This is a genomic window from Legionella sp. km772, assembly GCF_003989735.1.
Classification (GTDB): Bacteria; Pseudomonadota; Gammaproteobacteria; order Legionellales; family Legionellaceae; genus Legionella.
The window spans coordinates 1-17,280 of record NZ_RZGQ01000052.1; the positions used below are offsets into that span (position 1 = coordinate 1).

Here is a 17,280-nt window from a genome sequence, read left to right on the forward strand (position 1 = left end):
AACTCATTTAAATCACTTTGCTATTAAGTACAAATTGATTCTTAGAGCGAACCAGATTGCTTGGCAGGAGCTTAAAAATATGGCAGCTTAAAATTGACCGTGCGTAACATGAGTAAATTAATACAAATTAGCATAGTAGGACGCGGGTCAACAAGAATAAATTTAGTTTTTTTATTATAAGTTTGAGGAAAATCTTAAAGTTAAAGGATGACGTTTGGGTCAACGATGAAAGGAGGCTTTTAGGAAGTATGAATTGATGAATTAAAATAACCATAGTCTAGAGCAAAAAAATATTTAGCAAAGTGAAATACTCCATAAGTTATAAAGGGGGCGGCAGCTACATCAATACTGTAATGAATATGCCCTGCGAGAACAATGTAGCCAAAAAATAGACTAGTGAGGAGGTATAAATAACGTGAAAAGCGTTCATTCCAGAAAATTAAAGCCAATAAAAAAGGACCACCTACATGACCTGAAAAAAATAAATCGCCATTGTAAATAAAAAAGGAAGAAAACGTAGGTATAGTTAGATTATTAACCGGGGCTCCGATGTGGGTTAGGCAAATAAAACCGCTTCTTATTAAAATAAATACAGAGGCTGTTTTGCTAATGAAAGGTAGTGTTTCAGGGCGAAAAACAAAGACATAAAGGGTAAATATCAACCAGAAACTGAGTGCGGCATAAATATGGAGAAAGCTTACATCCTGTAGATCTAAATTATCCAAAAAAAGATCGGGCACTGCCTGGCCTGCAATTTGGGTTGCATAAAGGCTGGCATGATTATTAATCACAAAGCTAGCTGCTAAGAGTAGCAGCCCTAAAACCAAATTGGATAAATAACTTTGTTCTTGCAGGAGGTTATAATAACGAAGACTAAGATTTTTCATGGTTTTATAATCTCTTCATACAAACGTTCATAATACCCAACTGTTTTATTAATATCGTGCTTTTCCGCAATCAGCCTACTTTCAATAGCCATTTGCTTTCTTTTTTCAGGATGAGAAAAAAGCTCAACTATATGTTGAGTCAGTGTATTAACATCCCCAGGCTTAAATAAATAACCATTTTTTCCCGGAATAATCAATTCTGGTAGAGCCATGGCTTCCGCTCCTAATAGGGGTAAACCTGAGGCAAGGGCTTCTAAGGCTACAATACTTTGTAATTCCGCAGTGCCTGCATTAATAAAGCAGTCGGCTAAGCCATGAATTTTGGGGTAATCTTCATCACTTAGGTAACCCGTAAAGGTCACGCTTTTTTGGAGCCCTAAGGTTTGACTAAGTTTTTCCAAACGGTGGTGTTCAGCACCACGACCACCAATAACAAAGTGACAGTCCACTTGTTGGTGCGCTTGGGCAAAGGCCTTTAAGACAAAATCGAGATTTTTTTCTTTATCTAACCGTCCAGTGTATAACAAAATAGGCTTAGGGGGAATTTGATAGCGTTGTCTTAGGAATTGGGCATCGTGCCCTGGGTGAAATTTGTTTAAATCAACACCGCACGAAATTACATTGACCTCTTTGTGGATGTTTTCTTTGCGTAATAATTTTGCTGCAGTTTCGGTAGGGGTCGTTACTTTATCAACGTTATTGAGCATTTCGAGTACAATAGACCAACATTTTTTATTAAACCATTGGGTATAGCGCTTAGGTAAATAAGTATAATGAAAAAAATTTTCAGGCATGAAATGATTGGTGGCGATCAAAGGAATTCCCATTTGCTTTCCGGCCCGGTAGCTTATTCCGCCAACAAAAAATTTTCCCTGTAAGTGAATCAGATCCGGTTTAAAGTCCTTAATGGCCTGATGAATACCTTTTTTTATAAAAAAAGGCCAAGAAACCCGAAAATTTTTATAAGCGAAAACAGGCCAAGAACGCACGCCAAACAAGCGAACCTCTTCATATTGGCTATAGCCTTGTTGGATACTGCGCGAGGGGCATAATACTAAAACATCATGGCCTTTTTGTTGTAAAGCTAAAGCAAGCCGATGAGTAAAATAAGCTCCACCGTTTAAGTCTGGAGGGTAGCTATCTAAGACCGTAATGATGCGCATAGAGTTCTATTTTGGACTAAATTAGGGCATTATGTTATCATCTGCATATTTTTCAAGCAATATCATTGAACCACAAGATATAAGCTTAGGAGGCCTCATGCTTGCTGTAAAAATAATAGGATTAGCACAATACTTGCCCCGCGATGTGGTATATTCCCATGATTTGGATAAACAATTAGGACTGCCACCGGAAACAGTCCAAATGAAATCAGGACTTATTTCTCGGCATTTTGCTAACCCAGAAGAAACAACTTCTTACATGGCAGCCCAGGCCGCGTTGCGCGCGCTAAGTAATGCTCAATGTTCTCTCAATGACATCGATGTGATTATTAGCGCTTGTGGAGCCCCAGAGCAACTTATTCCTTGTACGGCAGCACTAGTACAAAAACAATTAGGTCTGGAGCACTCAGGAATTCCCTCCTTTGATATTAATAGTACCTGTTTAAGTTTTTTAACCGCTCTTGATACGGTCGCTTATTTAATTGCTGGTGGACGTTACCAACGCGCGCTTATCGTTGCCAGTGATATCCCTTCTTTAGGGCTTAATTGGAGCGATATGGAGACCTGTACTATTTTTGGGGATGGTGCGGCTGCTTGTATCGTTGAAAAAAGTGATGGTACGAGTAAGATTTTAGCAAGCCACATGGAAACCTACAGTAGCGGTGTGGATTATTGCCACGTAGAAGCAGGCGGCACCCGGATTCCACCGGCAAAGCCTTTTGATCATCGCTTAGGTTTATTCCAGATGGACGGTAAAAAAGTTTTTAAATTAGCCAGTCAATTAGTCATTACTTCGATGCAGCAGGTTTTTGCCAAGGCTAGAGTTACTTTAAATGATATTGATTGGGTTGTACCTCATCAGGCTAGTTTATTAGCGATGCACCATTTGCGAAAACGCTTAGGCATTCCGGAAGAAAAATTAGTGAATATTTATGCGACTCATGGTAATCAAATGGCTGCCTCTATTCCTTCCGCACTTGCCCACCATGTGAACAATAAAAAAATAAAACGTGGGCAGTTAGTGTATTTAGTGGGCACTGGTGCTGGTATTTCAGCAGCTGGCATGATTATGGAATATTAACGATGCGTTGCCTCGTGACCGGAGCTACCGGTGGTTTAGGAATGAATTTAACCAAACGATTAATTCAGGATGGGCATGAAGTCATCGCTTTGGGGCGTAATCAGCTATTAGGAGAGTATCTTACTCAATTAGGTGCGCGGTTCATTGGCCTAGATTTGAGTGAAGAAACTGCTTTGCAAGCGCTTGCAAAAAATACGGAACTCATTTTCCATTGTGCCGCTTTATCCAGTCCTTGGGGTGAGTATAAGGATTTTTATCAAGCGAATGTTTTAGGCACTCAAAATGTTATTAAGGCCACTCCTAAAAATGCCCGTTTAATTCATGTTTCTTCACCAAGCATTTATTTTGATTTCAGCGAAAAACACAATATAAAAGAGGATTCCTGCTTACCTAAAAAACCCGTCAATTACTATGTAAAAACCAAGTTAATGGCGGAACACCTAATTGATAGGGCATTTGTGGAGCAAGAGTTACAAGTTATTACTTTAAGGCCACGTGCAATCTTTGGACCTTATGATCGCGCTCTTTTACCAAGGTTGCTTAAAGCTGAAAGAAAGGGGGTGCTTACTCTGGTTGGAACGGGTCAGAATCTTATTGATGTAACTTATGTCGAAAATGTCGTGGAAAGTTTAGTTCTTGCCTCGCAAGCTAAAACGCAGTGTCTGGGTAAAAAATACAACATCACCAATGATGAACCTCAGAGTCTCCATGCCATTATTTCTTTATTATTCGCCTCTTTAGAAAGGAAAGTGCAATTAAAATATATCCCTTTTAACCTAGCAAAAAAAATAGGACAGAGCTTGGAATTAATTTATAGTCTTCCCTTTGTAAAAGCAGAGCCACGCCTAACAGCCTATAGTGCAGGTGTTTTAGCCTTAGGACAAACTTTAAATATAGAGGCGGCAAAGCATGAGCTTGGTTATAAACCGGTAATAACTATTGCTAAAGGCATGCAGTCTTTTGCTCAATGGTACCTCGATCATGATTAATTATCAGTTGCTTGAAGCGGGTTTTTGTACTCATTGTCAACGAATGACTTTAAAAACTGGCCAATTCAAACAAAAAGAATATCCTGCTCTCTGTGCTTTAATTAAGCACCCGACACAAGGGTATATTTTATTTGATTCCGGCTATAGCCCGCGGTTTTACCAGGAAACCAGTCATTTTCCAGCGTCATTGTACAGCTATTTAACCCCTGTTTATCTTCGAAAAACCTTAAAAGAGCAGTTACTAGAACAAAGTATTCTCCCAGAGGATATTGCCTACATTGTCATTTCACATTTTCATGCTGACCATATTGGCGGTCTAGCAGATTTCCCCAAAGCTCAGTTTATTTGCCATCCACAAGCAATTGCCGATATTAAAGGTAAAACAGGTTTTAAAGCGCTTCTCCAGGGCTTTCTACCGGGGTTATTACCCGATGACTTTTATGATCGTTTGCAATTTACCCAGCAAGAAAGCCCTCTACCTTCCCAACTCGCCCCTTTTTCTCAGGGTTTTGATTTATTTGATGATCAGAGTCTTTATGCCATTGCCCTGCCAGGCCATGCAGCGGGTCAAATTGGCTTATATTTCGAAGCAGAGAAACCCACTTTTTTAATAGCGGATAGCTGCTGGCATCAAGAAAGCTATCAAGATCTTAATTACCCAAGCCAATTAACCTATTTAATTCATCATGATAGACAAGCGTATTTAGCAACGATTGGGAATTTGCACCAACTTTATAAAAATAACCCCCAGCTAGATATTATTCCCTCTCATTGTCAGCAGATACGTGAACGTCTTAAGAAGGAAGAGCTATGCTAGCGCGTATTCTTTATTATTATGCTAAGTCTTGCTATTTAAAGCGCCGAATTAAATCAGTGGAACAATTAAAATTATATCAAGACAGGCAGTGGGAACACTTAGTTAAACATTGTCTGTTTAAATCTCCTTTTTATCGTCCTTATCTTAATAAACCACTCCATGAATGGCCCATTATAAACAAAAGCATCATGATGGAGCATTTTAATGAACTGAATACCCTGGGAATAACTAAACAACAAGCATTTGAGGTGGCGCTACGTGCTGAAGAATCCCGCGATTTTTCGCCCTTGATCCATAAAGTTGCGGTGGGACTTTCTTCGGGTACTTCAGGCAATCGCGGCTTATTTCTTGCTAATCCTGCTGAGCGAGATGCGTGGGCAGGAACCATTTTAGCAAAAGCATTACCGCAAGGACTTGCCGCGAACGAGCGGATCGCCTTTTTCTTACGTGCGAACAATAACCTTTATACGACTCTTAATAAGGGAAAAAAAGTTCAATTTTATTTTTTTGATCTATTAGTGGACTTTGATGAACATATAAAAAAATTAAATGCGATTAAGCCTACGATTCTATCAGCTCCCGCCAGTGTCCTGCTTTTATTAGCCCAGCAGCAAGAGCGTCTAACCATCCAACCGAAAAAGATTTTTTCTGTGGCCGAAACCTTAGAAAAAAAAGATGAGTTAATTATTGCCAAGGCATTTAATTGTCGTATTTCACAAATCTATCAAGCGACGGAAGGTTTTTTGGCTATATCGGATAAGCAAACTAATCGCCTAACTTTGAATGAAGAATTCTTAATTATTGAAAAAGAATGGCTAGATGAAAAACGATTTGTCCCGATTATTACTGATTTAGCTCGTACTAGCCAGCCTATAATCCGCTACCGCTTGGATGATATTTTAGTGTATAGCGAAAATTCCCATCTCTTTACCGAATTAGAGGCTATAGAAGGGCGGGTTGGCGATATTTGCTATGCCAATAAAGAGGGGAATTTAATTCCTATTTTTGCTGATAGTATCCGTCAGCATATGGCTAAAAGCAGGATTAAATTTGATGATTATCGAATTATTCAAAACGATTTAAATCAGTTTACTATTCAAATATCACCAGAGCTTAAAGATAAAGATGCAATGCTTCATCATTTAAATCAATTATTTATTCAAAAACAATGTGATCTACCTAATTGGGATTGGTCCTCTTATAATAAAAGCCTAATTTCTAATAAATTTAGGCGCATTCAATCCCATTTTAAACCCAGCATTATTGTATAGTAATTTGACATAATGGTCTGCTTTGCTATACTAAAAGTGTAAGTATATGGGCATTTGCCTCAGATTTGTCTCATTATAAAGGCCGTATTTCATTATTCGGCCTTCTCTTTTTTTAAGCCTTACCCTCTCTTCAAGCAATCAGCTAACCAAGAATAAACTTCGGCATAAAATAATCTTGGTGCCAGTGGTTCACAATGCCCCCCAGTTCCATTTTCTTCGTTAAAAAGAACATAATGTTTTTTACAGCGTAATTGGTCATAAAACTGCTGAGCTTGGCCTGGCGTGATGTATTCTAAGGTATTATCGCAGACTAACATTGGGCATTGTATGTCTTCCACTATACCTTTAAGCGTATAGCGATGAGTTTGTTCAACTAAGTCTTCAATAGTGTGGGCTCCAAAACGCCATAAGCGACTGGCTAACATAAAACGTAAATTATTATCAATCTTCATTAAATATTCGATTATTTGCGGCAAAGGGGCATGCCCTAGTTCTGGGCAATTTTTTTGGACCGCAGTCCGGCATTTTTGCTCCAAGCTTCCCATTGAATCAAGAATACCTGGATCCACAATACAGGCTGCAATGCGTCTTTCTTTAGTTACAGCTCGCCCTGCAAGGTAGCCACCGAAACTGCGGCCAATTAAAACAATGCGCTGTTCATCAATTTCTGGATGGTGAATAATATAATCAATAACTGCCTCAATAACTCGCTCCCAATCAGGGATAAAAGGTATTTTATCTAAACGTAAAACACTTCCTTGTCCCGGACCTTCAAGGGATAAACAATGAAACCCTCGTTGAATGGCTTCCGCGGCCACATTGAAATAAGATTCCTCTTTGGTACCGTCCCCACCGCCGGTATCGATGATTAATGGTTTAGGTTTCTTATCTGTTGCGGGGGCTAAATAAAGATATCCGGGTAGGTTGGCTTGTTCAAAAGGTATGGAAATAGTTTCGACCGGAGAAGTAAAAAAGTTAATTGCCTTTTTAAATGAGCTAATACTTAGTTTTAGGGCGTACTCAATACGAGGATCATGGGGCTCATCCTCAAGAAAAAAATAGGCCGTTCTATAATAATTTGACGCGCGTAAAAAAGCTAATTTGGCATCAAGTTGCTGTTTTCTTTGGCTAAAATATTCCGCTTTTGCTAAATTTTTATGGGCTAAGTTAAGCCATTGCTCATACCAACTTTCGCGATTAGCTGTCTCTATTTGTGTGGCTACAGTCAGACATTCGCCTATTTCTGCACCTTGATAACTAGCATGACCTAGGGTGCGTGTAAGTTGAGCGTTATATAAAGCTGGTTTTATTAAATCCATAAATAGTCCTAAGTTAAACTACACTATAATCGCTATTTTGCCATCACAATGGATTGGATGCCCAAAATAAAAAACGCCCACACCCCAATTAAGATATGGGAGGTAATCACACCCACTAAGGTACGCTGCTTTTGATACAAGCAGCCCCAAAAGAAACCAATACCAAAAACTAGAATAGCTAATTCATAAGATAAAATAAGGTGCATCATGGCAAAAATGAGATTGGTTGTAATATTGGCTAATAAATTACGATGCTTAGATTGCAGGAAAAATTGCAGGCAACTTTGTAAGCCACCTCTAAACAGTACTTCTTGAATCGGGCTTGAAATGAATACGTATGCAAAGGACATTAAAACTATAGTAAGCGTACTGGTACCAGGTTTCGCAACGGCTGAATGCCCTAAACTAAATAATTCAATGGAGGAGTATTTGGCGACATTGCTAATCAAGAGCCATTTAGCCAGCGTCATTAAAAGCAAAATAGGGGTAGTCCACAGGAGGGATTCGATAAAATAAGCTTGCCAATTTTGGGTGGAAAAACCAAAAAAACTTAAGGGATAGCCAGTTCTTTTTGCACTAACCCAGAAAATAAAAAACAAAATAAGCATGGCCACCGTAGTAATCATGGATGCGGTGCCTAATAATTCAGTAAGATAGCTCATGCCCTTTAATAAATAAGTAAAGAGGGTGAGCATAACCAACATGAGCACCATAAAATTGCCAGCCGTAACTTGCGTCTTTTTCAGCTCCAATTCTTTTTCCAGTGAACTAACAATCACCTCATTGGTATAACGGATACGCGAACTTAATTTAATTAAGATTTTTTGACTGAGTTTCCAATAAATGGAATGATGCTGAATTAATTTACCAATATGAGCAGCTGATAAATGGAGTAGTTGCGTATCTACAAGGGTTTTTATAGAAGTAGAGCGGGGTGCATGATCAATAAAGGCTAATTCGCCAAATACATCACCTACTGAAAGCGTACTAAGCTGATGTTCTTGCGAGGAGCCTTCCTTTGTTTTATAAACCCCGACTTGGCCTTTAGTAATAATGTAGACATCTTTATCCTTATCACCCTGACGAATAATATATTCATCTTTTGCAAACTCTTTTTCTTCCAAATACTCTTGGCAAAGACTGAGTTCTTTTTCGTTTAAGGTATCAAAAAGAGGGATAGTATTTAATTCTCTAGTCATATAGGCTCCAAGAAGCTCTTTTTTTTATGGGGTTGTTAGGCCTTATCTAATTTACTGTAGCAAAAATAACTATAAAACTAAATTAAGGACTTTTAACGAAAAGTATAGTTTTTATGTCCTAGGTAACTCACATAGATGGGGGCAATTAAACCTATGGCATGAGCTAGGTCATCGACGTAATTATATACCCCTAGGGCTGGAAGGATATAATGGGCAAATATTAAAGAAATAGCTAAGGTTTGTGCTAAACCAAACAAGTTGATAATAGTGTAGGTAAAAAACATCCGATGTAGTGGATGCTCTGTTTTGCGAAACACAAAGGCTTTACTCAATATAAAGGCGGTCATCATCCCTACTAAATACGCAAGGCAAATAGCGGTAGAAAAACTAACCCACTGATTTACTATGATCCTAAAACTAAAATTAACAATACCGGCAATGCTTCCAGCAAGTACAAATAAAAAAAATTGTTTATGCCGCTCTTTATAATTCATGAGGCATTACCTCTCTCGTACCGATACATAATAGAGCTTGGTGTAATTGAATCATATGGATCACTATTTTAAATATGAACCAAGGCAGAGTAAGCAAGAGGAGCAGCTTCACCCAATTATTCGGATAATAATGATAAACCAGTAACATCCCTATAAAGAAGTCATGGATAAAACACGTACTAAATAAAGCTATACGACTGCCGTAATAATAATGGAGTAGTTTAGGCATCGACGCATTAAGACTTTTGTGATTATCTTTTCCAGCTAAATAGGATGCTTTAAGATAGATGTAATGACTGGCAATATCCAGAAGGGATATTAATAAAAAGAAAAACCAATAGTTACTAAAATAAAGGGCACAAAGAAACATCGCACCACTAAGTGCTAATCTATCGCAAGTATAATCTAAAATCTGACCTAGTTGACTGACCAGATTAAAGCGGCGAGCTAAATAACCATCTAAGGCATCCAAGCAGTCGCTTAAGCCCAACACCACAATCCAAAACAAAGGATGTTGGGTTTGTTTGAGCATATACAAACAAAGCAGTAAGCTGATTAAACGTAAATAACAAATAAGATTAGGCAGGAGTAAAAAAATATTTTTAGTTTTGTTCGTATTCATTAAAACAACACAGTTATTGAATAACCCATCAGCAAAGATGATGGGTTATTCGGGCCATTTAAGGATTTGGTGTCGTTGATGTTGTTGCAGGTTGCTGATCTACTGGCGTGTTGGTGCTATTGCTTGGTTGTGCTGAGGGATCACCTACTGTTGGTGCACTCACCGTGGGTGTTGTGGGCGTACCGCTTGGTGTTGCGGTGGTAGGCGCCTTAGTCGTATCATTTGGCGTAGTTACCGCGGGAGTATTGGTATTGGTACTTGTTGAGGTGGGCGTAGTAGTAGCGGTGGTATTTGTTTGAGCCGTAGTATTAACACGTGGTGTTGCTATCATTTGAGTAATACCGAGGTCACCGCTTATTTTTCGACCAACCGTTAATTTTATACTAAGTAATTGGGTTACTTTTTCTTTATCATTTTGATAGACAACTTGTAGGGGTAAAGTGAGTTTCCACTGATTGTCTTTTGCTTCATCCATCGTTGCTTGGCTATCAATTTGGCTGCTTACCGTCAATTTCTGCGCTTTGATCGAATCAATGTTTCCTGATTTTTGTAAGGCATTGTTAAAACCAGACCATCCTTGTTCGGTGAAACAATTTTGTAAGCTTTTCATTTGCTCCTCTAATTTATTAGGATCAAAATCAAAGGCTTGGATAGTTGCTTTTTCAGACCAATTTAAAACAAGAGTTTGATCAATAACCTTGGTGCTCGCCGGTATTTTATAGTCACAGTTAATCACAGCAGCTTGGGTTGTAGTCGTGGTTGTAGTCGTAGTTGTAGTGGGTTGCGCTTGGACAGGGGACGCAGGTTGTGTCCCTTGCACCGCTGGCGGAGTAGCCGTAGTAGTCGTGGTGCTTGTTTGGGTCTCGGCCTGTGCGTTAGCGCATACAAAACTAATTAATGCATAACACAGCATCGTGTTCTTCATGAAATACACTCCTTAATTGGTATTTAACAATTCTGCGATAATCAAAGCCGCAAGTCTAGCAGTTTTTTGTTCTTGGTCGAGAGGAGGAGAAAGCTCGGCAACATCAAAGCTCACAACTTTTCCACTTTGTATAATGTATTTCAATAAAGGCAATGTTTGCCAAGGACTTAACCCCAAAGGCTGGGGAGCGCTCACTCCGGGTGCGAAGCTTTCTGCAAAGACGTCAAGGCAAATACTTAAATAGATGTAATCTAGATTTAACATAAAATCATCTAAGAAAGCGAATTGCCAAGCAAGACTTTGTTGCACCATTTCTTCCACTGTTAAATACTTTACTTTCAATTCTGCAGCACGCAAAAATAAAGAAGGTGTATTGCCAAATTGCTGGATACCTATGCAACAATAATCAAAGGGGCGTTTTTTTTCCTCACAATAAGCTGCGATTTGTGCAAAAGGAGTACCTGAGGTTCCTGGTTGTCCAGGAGTATAGGGTCGTATATCGAAATGTGCGTCAAAATTAATAATACCTAATTTAGGATATTTTGGTGCTAATCCTTGATAATGGGCCCAAGCAATTTCATGACCTCCACCCAAGGCCACTGTCTGGTGACCATATTGTTGACAAAGGTCGATGAGCTTAGCAAATTGGGCCTGCGCCGACTCTAATTCATCACCATTACAAACTACAGTGCCTAAATCAATATAAGGTCTATTTTGATGGCAGGGTAATTTGGCTAGACAGGATTTAATTTGCTCAGGCCCTAATTTTGCTCCAGGTCGACCTGCATTGCGAATCACTCCTGCATCACTGGCAAAACCAATAAACACCGTGCTTTTGCGTTGTTGTTTAAGGACTTCTAGATTGTCTATAAAGGCGATTTTTTGAAAAAAACGCTCAGGCTGTGCGGTATCTTTTCTTCCTTGCCATAGCGAAGGTTTTGCTAGTTCATAATCAGGCAAATCAGAAAACATAGTACCTCCTTTTAGTGTAAGTATCAGGGCTTGTTGAGCTTTTACCCTCAGCCGGTGTGCAGCTACTTGTTTATTTGGGTTTCACTTACCGCCTCCGTGCTGCGGCTTGTCAGGAATTATACCTGAAAAACACCTACTAATTCATCAGTAATAAAATTATGCAAACTTAGTTTAATGTCTGGTATGATGCGCAAATTACAAATTGTCGCTCAAATGAGGTTGTGTGTGTTCATTATAACTGGTGGCGGAAGTGGTTTAGGCAAGGCTTTGGCCCATAGCTTAGCAAGTCGTGGCAAATCGGTATTAATAGTAGGGCGCCGTCTAGAACCTTTAAAAGAAACCGGATCCTTTTCTCCTTTAATTGATTTTCTTTGTGCCGATATTTCTACTCCAGAAGGAATCCAGTTAGTGGTGAGGCGAGTAGCTGATATAGCTCAAATTACTGCCTTGATAAATAATGCAGGGAGCTTGCAGCCTATTGCGCCTTTGAGAGAATTAGAAGGGGCTCGGTGGCATAAAACGCTGAGCACTAATTTGGATGCCGCCCTTTTTCTCCCGCAAAAACTATATAAGCAGTTGATTAATGGCCGGGTACTTAATATTGGCTCGGGGGCTGCTTATTTTGCAATTAAGGGGTGGGCCACTTATTGTGTTTCTAAAGCGGCCTTATCGATGCTTACTAAGTGTTGGCAATTAGAGTCAGAGCAAGTAGCTTTTGCTAGCGTTATGCCTGGAATAGCGGATACCGATATGCAAGCTCTTGCTCGCGAAGCAGCGCATATGGATAGTGAACAAACTAATTTTTATAAAAATTTAAAGCATAACAACCGTCTTGTTTCTTCAGAAACTGTAGCAGAATTTCTAACTTGGATTTTATTAGAAGTGGATAATCAAACCTATCAATCGAAAGAATGGGATATTTATGATACTAGTCATCATGCAGCGTGGCTTCGAGCCCCTCATGAAGTACCACATTGGGAAGGATAATGTTTGCTTGTGATTATTTATTATTTAATGTTGCAATTATTAATGAACAAGGTCATCAATTAAATGATCATGCGGTTGCAATTAAAGAGGGAAAAATTTTTTGGTTTGGTCCTATTACTGAACTGCCAGAGGATTTGCGTGAGCATGCCGGGGTTAAAGAGGATTGTTATGGACAATTGCTAACCCCAGGCTTAATTGACTGCCATACCCATCTTGTTTATGCCGGTGATCGAGCGTCGGAATTTAAATTAAAATTGGAAGGCGTAAGTTATGCGGACATCGCAAAAATGGGTGGTGGGATTTTATCAACCGTCAAACAAACGCGCGCAGCTTCAGAAGAAGAATTAATTGCACAATCATTACCACGTATCCTTGCCTTAAAAAGAGAAGGCGTGACAACGGTTGAAATTAAATCGGGTTACGGTTTGGATTTAATTAATGAATTAAAAATGTTGCGTGTAGCTAAGCGTTTGGGTGAACTTAGTGGTTTGCGCGTTAAGACGACCTTCCTCGGCGCCCATGCTATTGGGCCAGAATTCAAAGACAACAGCCAGGTTTATGTTGATCTTATCTGCGATAAAATGATGCCTGCAGTTAAAGAAATGGATTTAGCTGATGCAGTAGATGTCTTTTGTGAATCCATTGCTTTTAGCTTAGAACAAACCGAGCAAATTTTTCTTAAAGCCCAGTCTTTAGGCTTAGCGATAAAATGTCATGCCGAACAACTGTCTAATCTGGGTGCGAGTGCCTTAGCGGCTCAATTAGGGGCTTTGTCCTGTGATCATTTAGAGTTTTTAGATGCAGCGAGTATTGCAACCATGGCCCAGGCTAATACCGTTGCTGTTTTACTCCCTGGCGCTTATTATTTTTTACGTGAAAAGAAAACCCCGCCTATCGACTTATTACGCTCCGCCGGTGTTAGTATGGCTATTGCTAGTGATTGCAATCCGGGTTCCTCACCTACAGCTTCTTTACAATTAATGATGAACATGGCCTGTCAACTCTTTTCATTAACCGTACCAGAAGTGTTATCAGGAGTAACCTTTCAAGCAGCACGGGCCTTAGGCATCGCAGATGAAGTGGGAAGTATCGCTGTAGGAAAAGCTGCAGATTTAAATTTATGGTCAGTTAGTGATTCTGCTGCGCTTTGTTATTATTTTGCCTATCCATTGCCCCATAAAACGATGATTGCCGGTCAATGGATTTCTACTGAAAAATAGGACTAATAAATGTTAAATAATGTTCTGAAAATTGTTGTTGGTTTTTCTTTGCTAGTCAATTCATTATGGGCAGAAGTGATTAAACCAGTAGTAATTAATAAGGAAACCCCAAGCTATCTAATTGATGTGAAATACCCTCAAGGATTTGCTGATAATAAAATAAATAGCGCATTAAAACACTATATTGATGAGACACAAAAAAGCTTTCTAGCTGAGCTATCAGAGGATGAAGACACGCCAGCAGATGCCCCTGGTAAAACCGGACTAAACGTTACTTACTCAGTGTTGTATAATGCCAAAACAGCGCTAAGTGTACGTTTTGATGTGTCTATTTACCATAAAGGTGCTGCACATCCTCTAAATACGGTTGTGGTGCAAAATTTTTTACATGGCGAAAAAATAAACCTCGCTGATCTTTTTCAACCCCAAGCAGATTATTTAACTACCCTTGCTCGTTTTTGTAAAAAAATGATTACCGCAAAAAAAATCTCGGATCCGAAATGGATAGCTGAAGGCACCAAAGCCACTACTGATAATTATAGTGTGTGGTATTTCACAGAAAAAGGTATAGGCATTTTATTCAACACCTATCAGGTTGCTGCCTATGTATATGGACCGCAAACAGTGGATATTCCCTTAGCGGTTATTGCCTCTACTGTAAAACCTGAACTTATTAAAACCTTGTGGAGTAATTAATGTCTGACACTCCTTTTATTAGTGCAGAGAAAAATGTAGCCGAATTAAGTGTTCGGGCGGTGATTTTAGCAATTATTTTAACGGTATTATTGGCTATGTCGAATGCCTATTTAGCCTTAAAATTAGGTATTTTGACCTCCGCCTCAATTCCCGCTGCTATTATTTCCATGGGGGTTTTAAGGTTTTTTAAAAATTCAACCATCCTTGAAAACAATGCCGTACAAACTGCTGCCTCTGCCGGTGAAGCTGTTGCTGGAGGCATTGTTTACACCATTCCCGCCTTAGTGATTATTGGTTTTTGGCATGGTTTTGATTATGTAACTAATTTTTTCATCGCGGCTTGTGGTGGAATCTTAGGCGTCTTATTTTCAATCCCTTTGCGCCGACTTTTAGTGAATGATTCGTCATTAAAATTTCCCGAAGGACGAGCCATTGCTGAAGTATTAAAATCGTCTGCGGAAAAAGCGGGGATAAAAGATATTTTTATTGGGGGCGCAATTGGTGCTTTGATTGAATTATTGCAATTAGGTTTTAAAGTCATTGCCAGTAGTTGGAACTATGTTTTTTTAGTAAAGCGCTCCCTATTTGGTATAGGTGCTGGTTTTTCTGCGACCATGATTGGTGCAGGTTATTTGGTAGGCCATGATATGGCGATTAGTATTTTTTTAGGGGCAGTCATTTCTTGGTTAATTGCCTTGCCTATGGTGAGTCAATTTTACCCAGAACTTCTTAATAATCATTCCGTAGAACAAGCGTCTAATTTACTTTGGAGTAGCGAAATGCGCTATTTGGGTATTGGGGCTATGTTATTTGCTGGGATGTGGACTTTTATAAAATTAATTAGACCCTTATCATCAAGCATTAGCACTTCTTTACGCACGTTTAGTTCAAGAAAAAAACAAGAGTATCGTCTTCCACGTACCGATAAAGACCTACCGCTGCCTTTTATTTTAATGGGTACAGCGTTAATGGCTGCCATTCTCTTTTTATTTTTTCAATTTATTTTTCCTTTGGCACAAGCAGGATTAGATCATGCGTATGCACCAACCCTTGTATTTTTGGGTGTTTTATACGTTTTATTTGTAGGTTTTTTATTTTCAGTAATTACAGCCTATTTTTCGGGCATGGTTGGCGTTACCGCAAGCCCTGGGAGCTCAATTGTTATATCTGGAATGTTATTTGCCGCCTGGTTGCTTTTAATAGTCACCGATCATTTATTACCTCTACCTTTAAGCCCCCAACAAATTCATGCGGCTGAAGCAATTACTATTATTATAGGCTCCGTTGTTACAGGGATAGCGGCTATTGCTAATGATAATACGCAAGATTTAAAAGTAGGGCAGCTGGTTGGCGCCACGCCTTGGAAACAACAAGTGATGCTGCTTCTTGGGGTTATTATCTCAGCATTAGTAATTCCACCAGTGATGCAATTACTTTTTAATGTTTATGGCATTGCCGGAGTTATGCCGCATGAAGGTATGGATGCAGCACAATCCCTACCTGCTCCTACAGCTGCTTTGATGGCTGCAATTACTGAGGCGGTATTTAGAAATACACTCCCCTGGAATATGATGTTCATTGGTGCTGGTATTATTCTCCTAGCAATTATTATAAACCGCATTTTTAATTTAAAAAGAATCTTAAATCTATCTATTTTAGGTCTTGCAATAGGAATGTACCTACCGCTTTCCTCCTCAGTTCCTTTATTTATTGGTGGAATGATTGCCCTATTGGTGCAAAAGCAATTACAAAAGAAAGTCTTATCTTCAGAAGAAAATATGGTGCGTAAGCAGAAAGGAACGTTAATTGCGTGTGGTTTGGTTGCAGGTTCTGCCTTAATGGATGTCTTATTAGCCGTGCCTTTCTCTTTATTTCATAGCCCTGATGCATTACAGTTAGTAGGAGATTCTTGGCAACAAGTAGGGGCCTACTTAGGAGTTGGCACAACCTTGGTTTTAGGGTGGTGGATTAAAAAGCGGGTAACTAATTCAGAAATTAAATAATACTATTACCGTTTATTTTAAAAGGATTTAAAAATATGCGACTAATTGCTCATCGCGGCTTAAGTAGCCGCGCTCCAGAAAATACTCTTGCAGCCTTCGAGTTAGCTGCACAAGAACAGTCTAATTGGGTCGAGTTTGACGTCATGCTTACTCTAGATGAAGAGCCGATAATAATTCATGACGATACTTTAGAGCGAACCACTAATGGCGAAGGTCGGGTAGGGGATCGTAGTTATGCCTATATCCGGACTTTAAATGCCGGAAAAAAATTATTTCCCAACAATCCCGAATACCATCGCGAAAAAGTACCTCATTTAAGTGAAGTAATTGCTGTATTAACCTACCGTAATCTAAATGCTAATATTGAAATTAAGCCTTGTTTTTGTACTACCCAAGAAGCTTCCAATAAGGTAGCGTGGGATACGGCGAAACAAATACTGGCATTATTAAAAAAAAGTTGGCCTGCAAGTAAACCCTTGCCATTAATCTCAAGCTTTAATCCTATTTGTTTAAGTTACTCATGTTACGCACGGTCAATTTTAAGCTGCCATATTTTTAAGCTCCTGCCAAGCAATCTGGTTCGCTCTAAGAATCAATTTGTACTTAATAGCAAAGTGATTTAAATGAGTTTTTAT

At 39.2% G+C, this 17,280-nt stretch carries 17 protein-coding genes; 9 read left to right on the plus strand and 8 right to left on the minus strand.

Annotated elements, in window-relative coordinates; genetic code table 11:
- Positions 1–239: 239 nt before the first annotated feature.
- Both ELY15_RS07305 and ELY15_RS07310 read right to left on the minus strand, forming a co-directional pair.
- Positions 240–887 carry a phosphatase PAP2-related protein gene (locus ELY15_RS07305; protein WP_127099006.1) on the minus strand — a complete coding sequence of 216 codons (648 nt, stop codon included), beginning with the start codon at positions 885–887 and terminating at the stop codon, positions 240–242.
- Entirely contained in the window at positions 884–2,050 is a 1,167-nt protein-coding gene (locus ELY15_RS07310; protein WP_127099007.1) for a glycosyltransferase family 4 protein, read from the minus strand. The genes ELY15_RS07305 and ELY15_RS07310 overlap by 4 nt, the downstream gene beginning before the upstream one ends.
- Positions 2,051–2,147: 97 nt before the next feature.
- On the opposite strand from ELY15_RS07310, the gene ELY15_RS07315 reads away from it, so the two are divergent.
- Genes ELY15_RS07315 through ELY15_RS07330 form a run of 4 tightly spaced genes read left to right on the plus strand, consistent with a single transcriptional unit; the run spans position 2,148 to position 6,208 of the window.
- A complete protein-coding gene (locus tag ELY15_RS07315) occupies positions 2,148–3,131 on the plus strand; it encodes a beta-ketoacyl-ACP synthase III (RefSeq protein WP_127099008.1) in 984 nt (327 codons plus the stop codon).
- A gap of 2 nt (positions 3,132–3,133) precedes the next feature.
- Positions 3,134–4,120 carry an NAD(P)-dependent oxidoreductase gene (locus tag ELY15_RS07320; protein WP_127099009.1) on the plus strand — a complete coding sequence of 329 codons (987 nt, stop codon included), beginning with the start codon at positions 3,134–3,136 and terminating at the stop codon, positions 4,118–4,120.
- The gene (locus tag ELY15_RS07325; protein ID WP_127099010.1) at positions 4,113–4,937 is read left to right on the plus strand and encodes an MBL fold metallo-hydrolase; all 825 of its coding nucleotides are present in this window, start codon (positions 4,113–4,115) and stop codon (positions 4,935–4,937) included. The genes ELY15_RS07320 and ELY15_RS07325 overlap by 8 nt, the downstream gene beginning before the upstream one ends.
- Positions 4,931–6,208, plus strand: a complete 1,278-nt coding sequence (locus ELY15_RS07330) for a F390 synthetase-related protein (RefSeq protein ID WP_127099011.1) — start codon at positions 4,931–4,933, stop codon at positions 6,206–6,208. Before ELY15_RS07325 ends, ELY15_RS07330 begins: the two co-directional genes overlap by 7 nt.
- 119 nt (positions 6,209–6,327) lie before the next feature.
- Here the strand turns inward: ELY15_RS07330 and ELY15_RS07335 are convergent, their stop codons facing one another.
- From ELY15_RS07335 to hutG, 6 genes are all read right to left on the minus strand, one after another.
- Positions 6,328–7,527, minus strand: a complete 1,200-nt coding sequence (locus tag ELY15_RS07335) for a S9 family peptidase (RefSeq protein ID WP_127099012.1) — start codon at positions 7,525–7,527, stop codon at positions 6,328–6,330.
- Between the two features lie 32 nt (positions 7,528–7,559).
- Positions 7,560–8,726 (minus strand): cyclic nucleotide-binding domain-containing protein, encoded by a 1,167-nt coding sequence (locus ELY15_RS07340; RefSeq protein WP_127099013.1) that lies wholly within the window; start codon positions 8,724–8,726, stop codon positions 7,560–7,562.
- Positions 8,727–8,818: 92 nt separating this feature from the next.
- Complete coding sequence (locus ELY15_RS07345; RefSeq protein WP_127099014.1) at positions 8,819–9,220, minus strand: GtrA family protein; 402 nt, start codon at positions 9,218–9,220, stop codon at positions 8,819–8,821.
- The gene (locus tag ELY15_RS07350) at positions 9,210–9,842 is read right to left on the minus strand and encodes a CDP-alcohol phosphatidyltransferase family protein (RefSeq protein ID WP_127099015.1); all 633 of its coding nucleotides are present in this window, start codon (positions 9,840–9,842) and stop codon (positions 9,210–9,212) included. Before ELY15_RS07350 ends, ELY15_RS07345 begins: the two co-directional genes overlap by 11 nt.
- A 58-nt stretch (positions 9,843–9,900) precedes the next feature.
- Positions 9,901–10,767, minus strand: coding sequence for a DotI/IcmL family type IV secretion protein (locus ELY15_RS07355; protein ID WP_127099016.1), 867 nt, complete (start codon positions 10,765–10,767; stop codon positions 9,901–9,903).
- A 12-nt stretch (positions 10,768–10,779) separates the two neighbouring features.
- Positions 10,780–11,739 (minus strand): formimidoylglutamase, encoded by a 960-nt coding sequence (hutG, locus tag ELY15_RS07360; RefSeq protein WP_127099017.1) that lies wholly within the window; start codon positions 11,737–11,739, stop codon positions 10,780–10,782.
- A gap of 225 nt (positions 11,740–11,964) precedes the next feature.
- Between hutG and ELY15_RS07365 the strand changes: the two genes are divergently transcribed.
- The 5 genes from ELY15_RS07365 to ELY15_RS07385 are packed head-to-tail and all read left to right on the plus strand — an operon-like array spanning position 11,965 to position 17,268.
- Positions 11,965–12,726, plus strand: a complete 762-nt coding sequence (locus ELY15_RS07365; protein WP_127099022.1) for an SDR family NAD(P)-dependent oxidoreductase — start codon at positions 11,965–11,967, stop codon at positions 12,724–12,726.
- On the plus strand, positions 12,726–13,946 hold the full coding sequence (gene hutI / locus ELY15_RS07370; RefSeq protein ID WP_127099018.1) for an imidazolonepropionase: 1,221 nt from the start codon (positions 12,726–12,728) through the stop codon (positions 13,944–13,946). The genes ELY15_RS07365 and hutI overlap by 1 nt, the downstream gene beginning before the upstream one ends.
- A gap of 9 nt (positions 13,947–13,955) precedes the next feature.
- Positions 13,956–14,642, plus strand: a complete 687-nt coding sequence (locus tag ELY15_RS07375) for a DUF3298 and DUF4163 domain-containing protein (protein WP_127099019.1) — start codon at positions 13,956–13,958, stop codon at positions 14,640–14,642.
- Positions 14,642–16,645 carry an OPT family oligopeptide transporter gene (locus ELY15_RS07380; RefSeq protein ID WP_127099020.1) on the plus strand — a complete coding sequence of 668 codons (2,004 nt, stop codon included), beginning with the start codon at positions 14,642–14,644 and terminating at the stop codon, positions 16,643–16,645. Before ELY15_RS07375 ends, ELY15_RS07380 begins: the two co-directional genes overlap by 1 nt.
- A gap of 35 nt (positions 16,646–16,680) precedes the next feature.
- A complete protein-coding gene (locus tag ELY15_RS07385; protein ID WP_127099021.1) occupies positions 16,681–17,268 on the plus strand; it encodes a glycerophosphodiester phosphodiesterase family protein in 588 nt (195 codons plus the stop codon).
- Positions 17,269–17,280 lie beyond the last annotated feature (12 nt).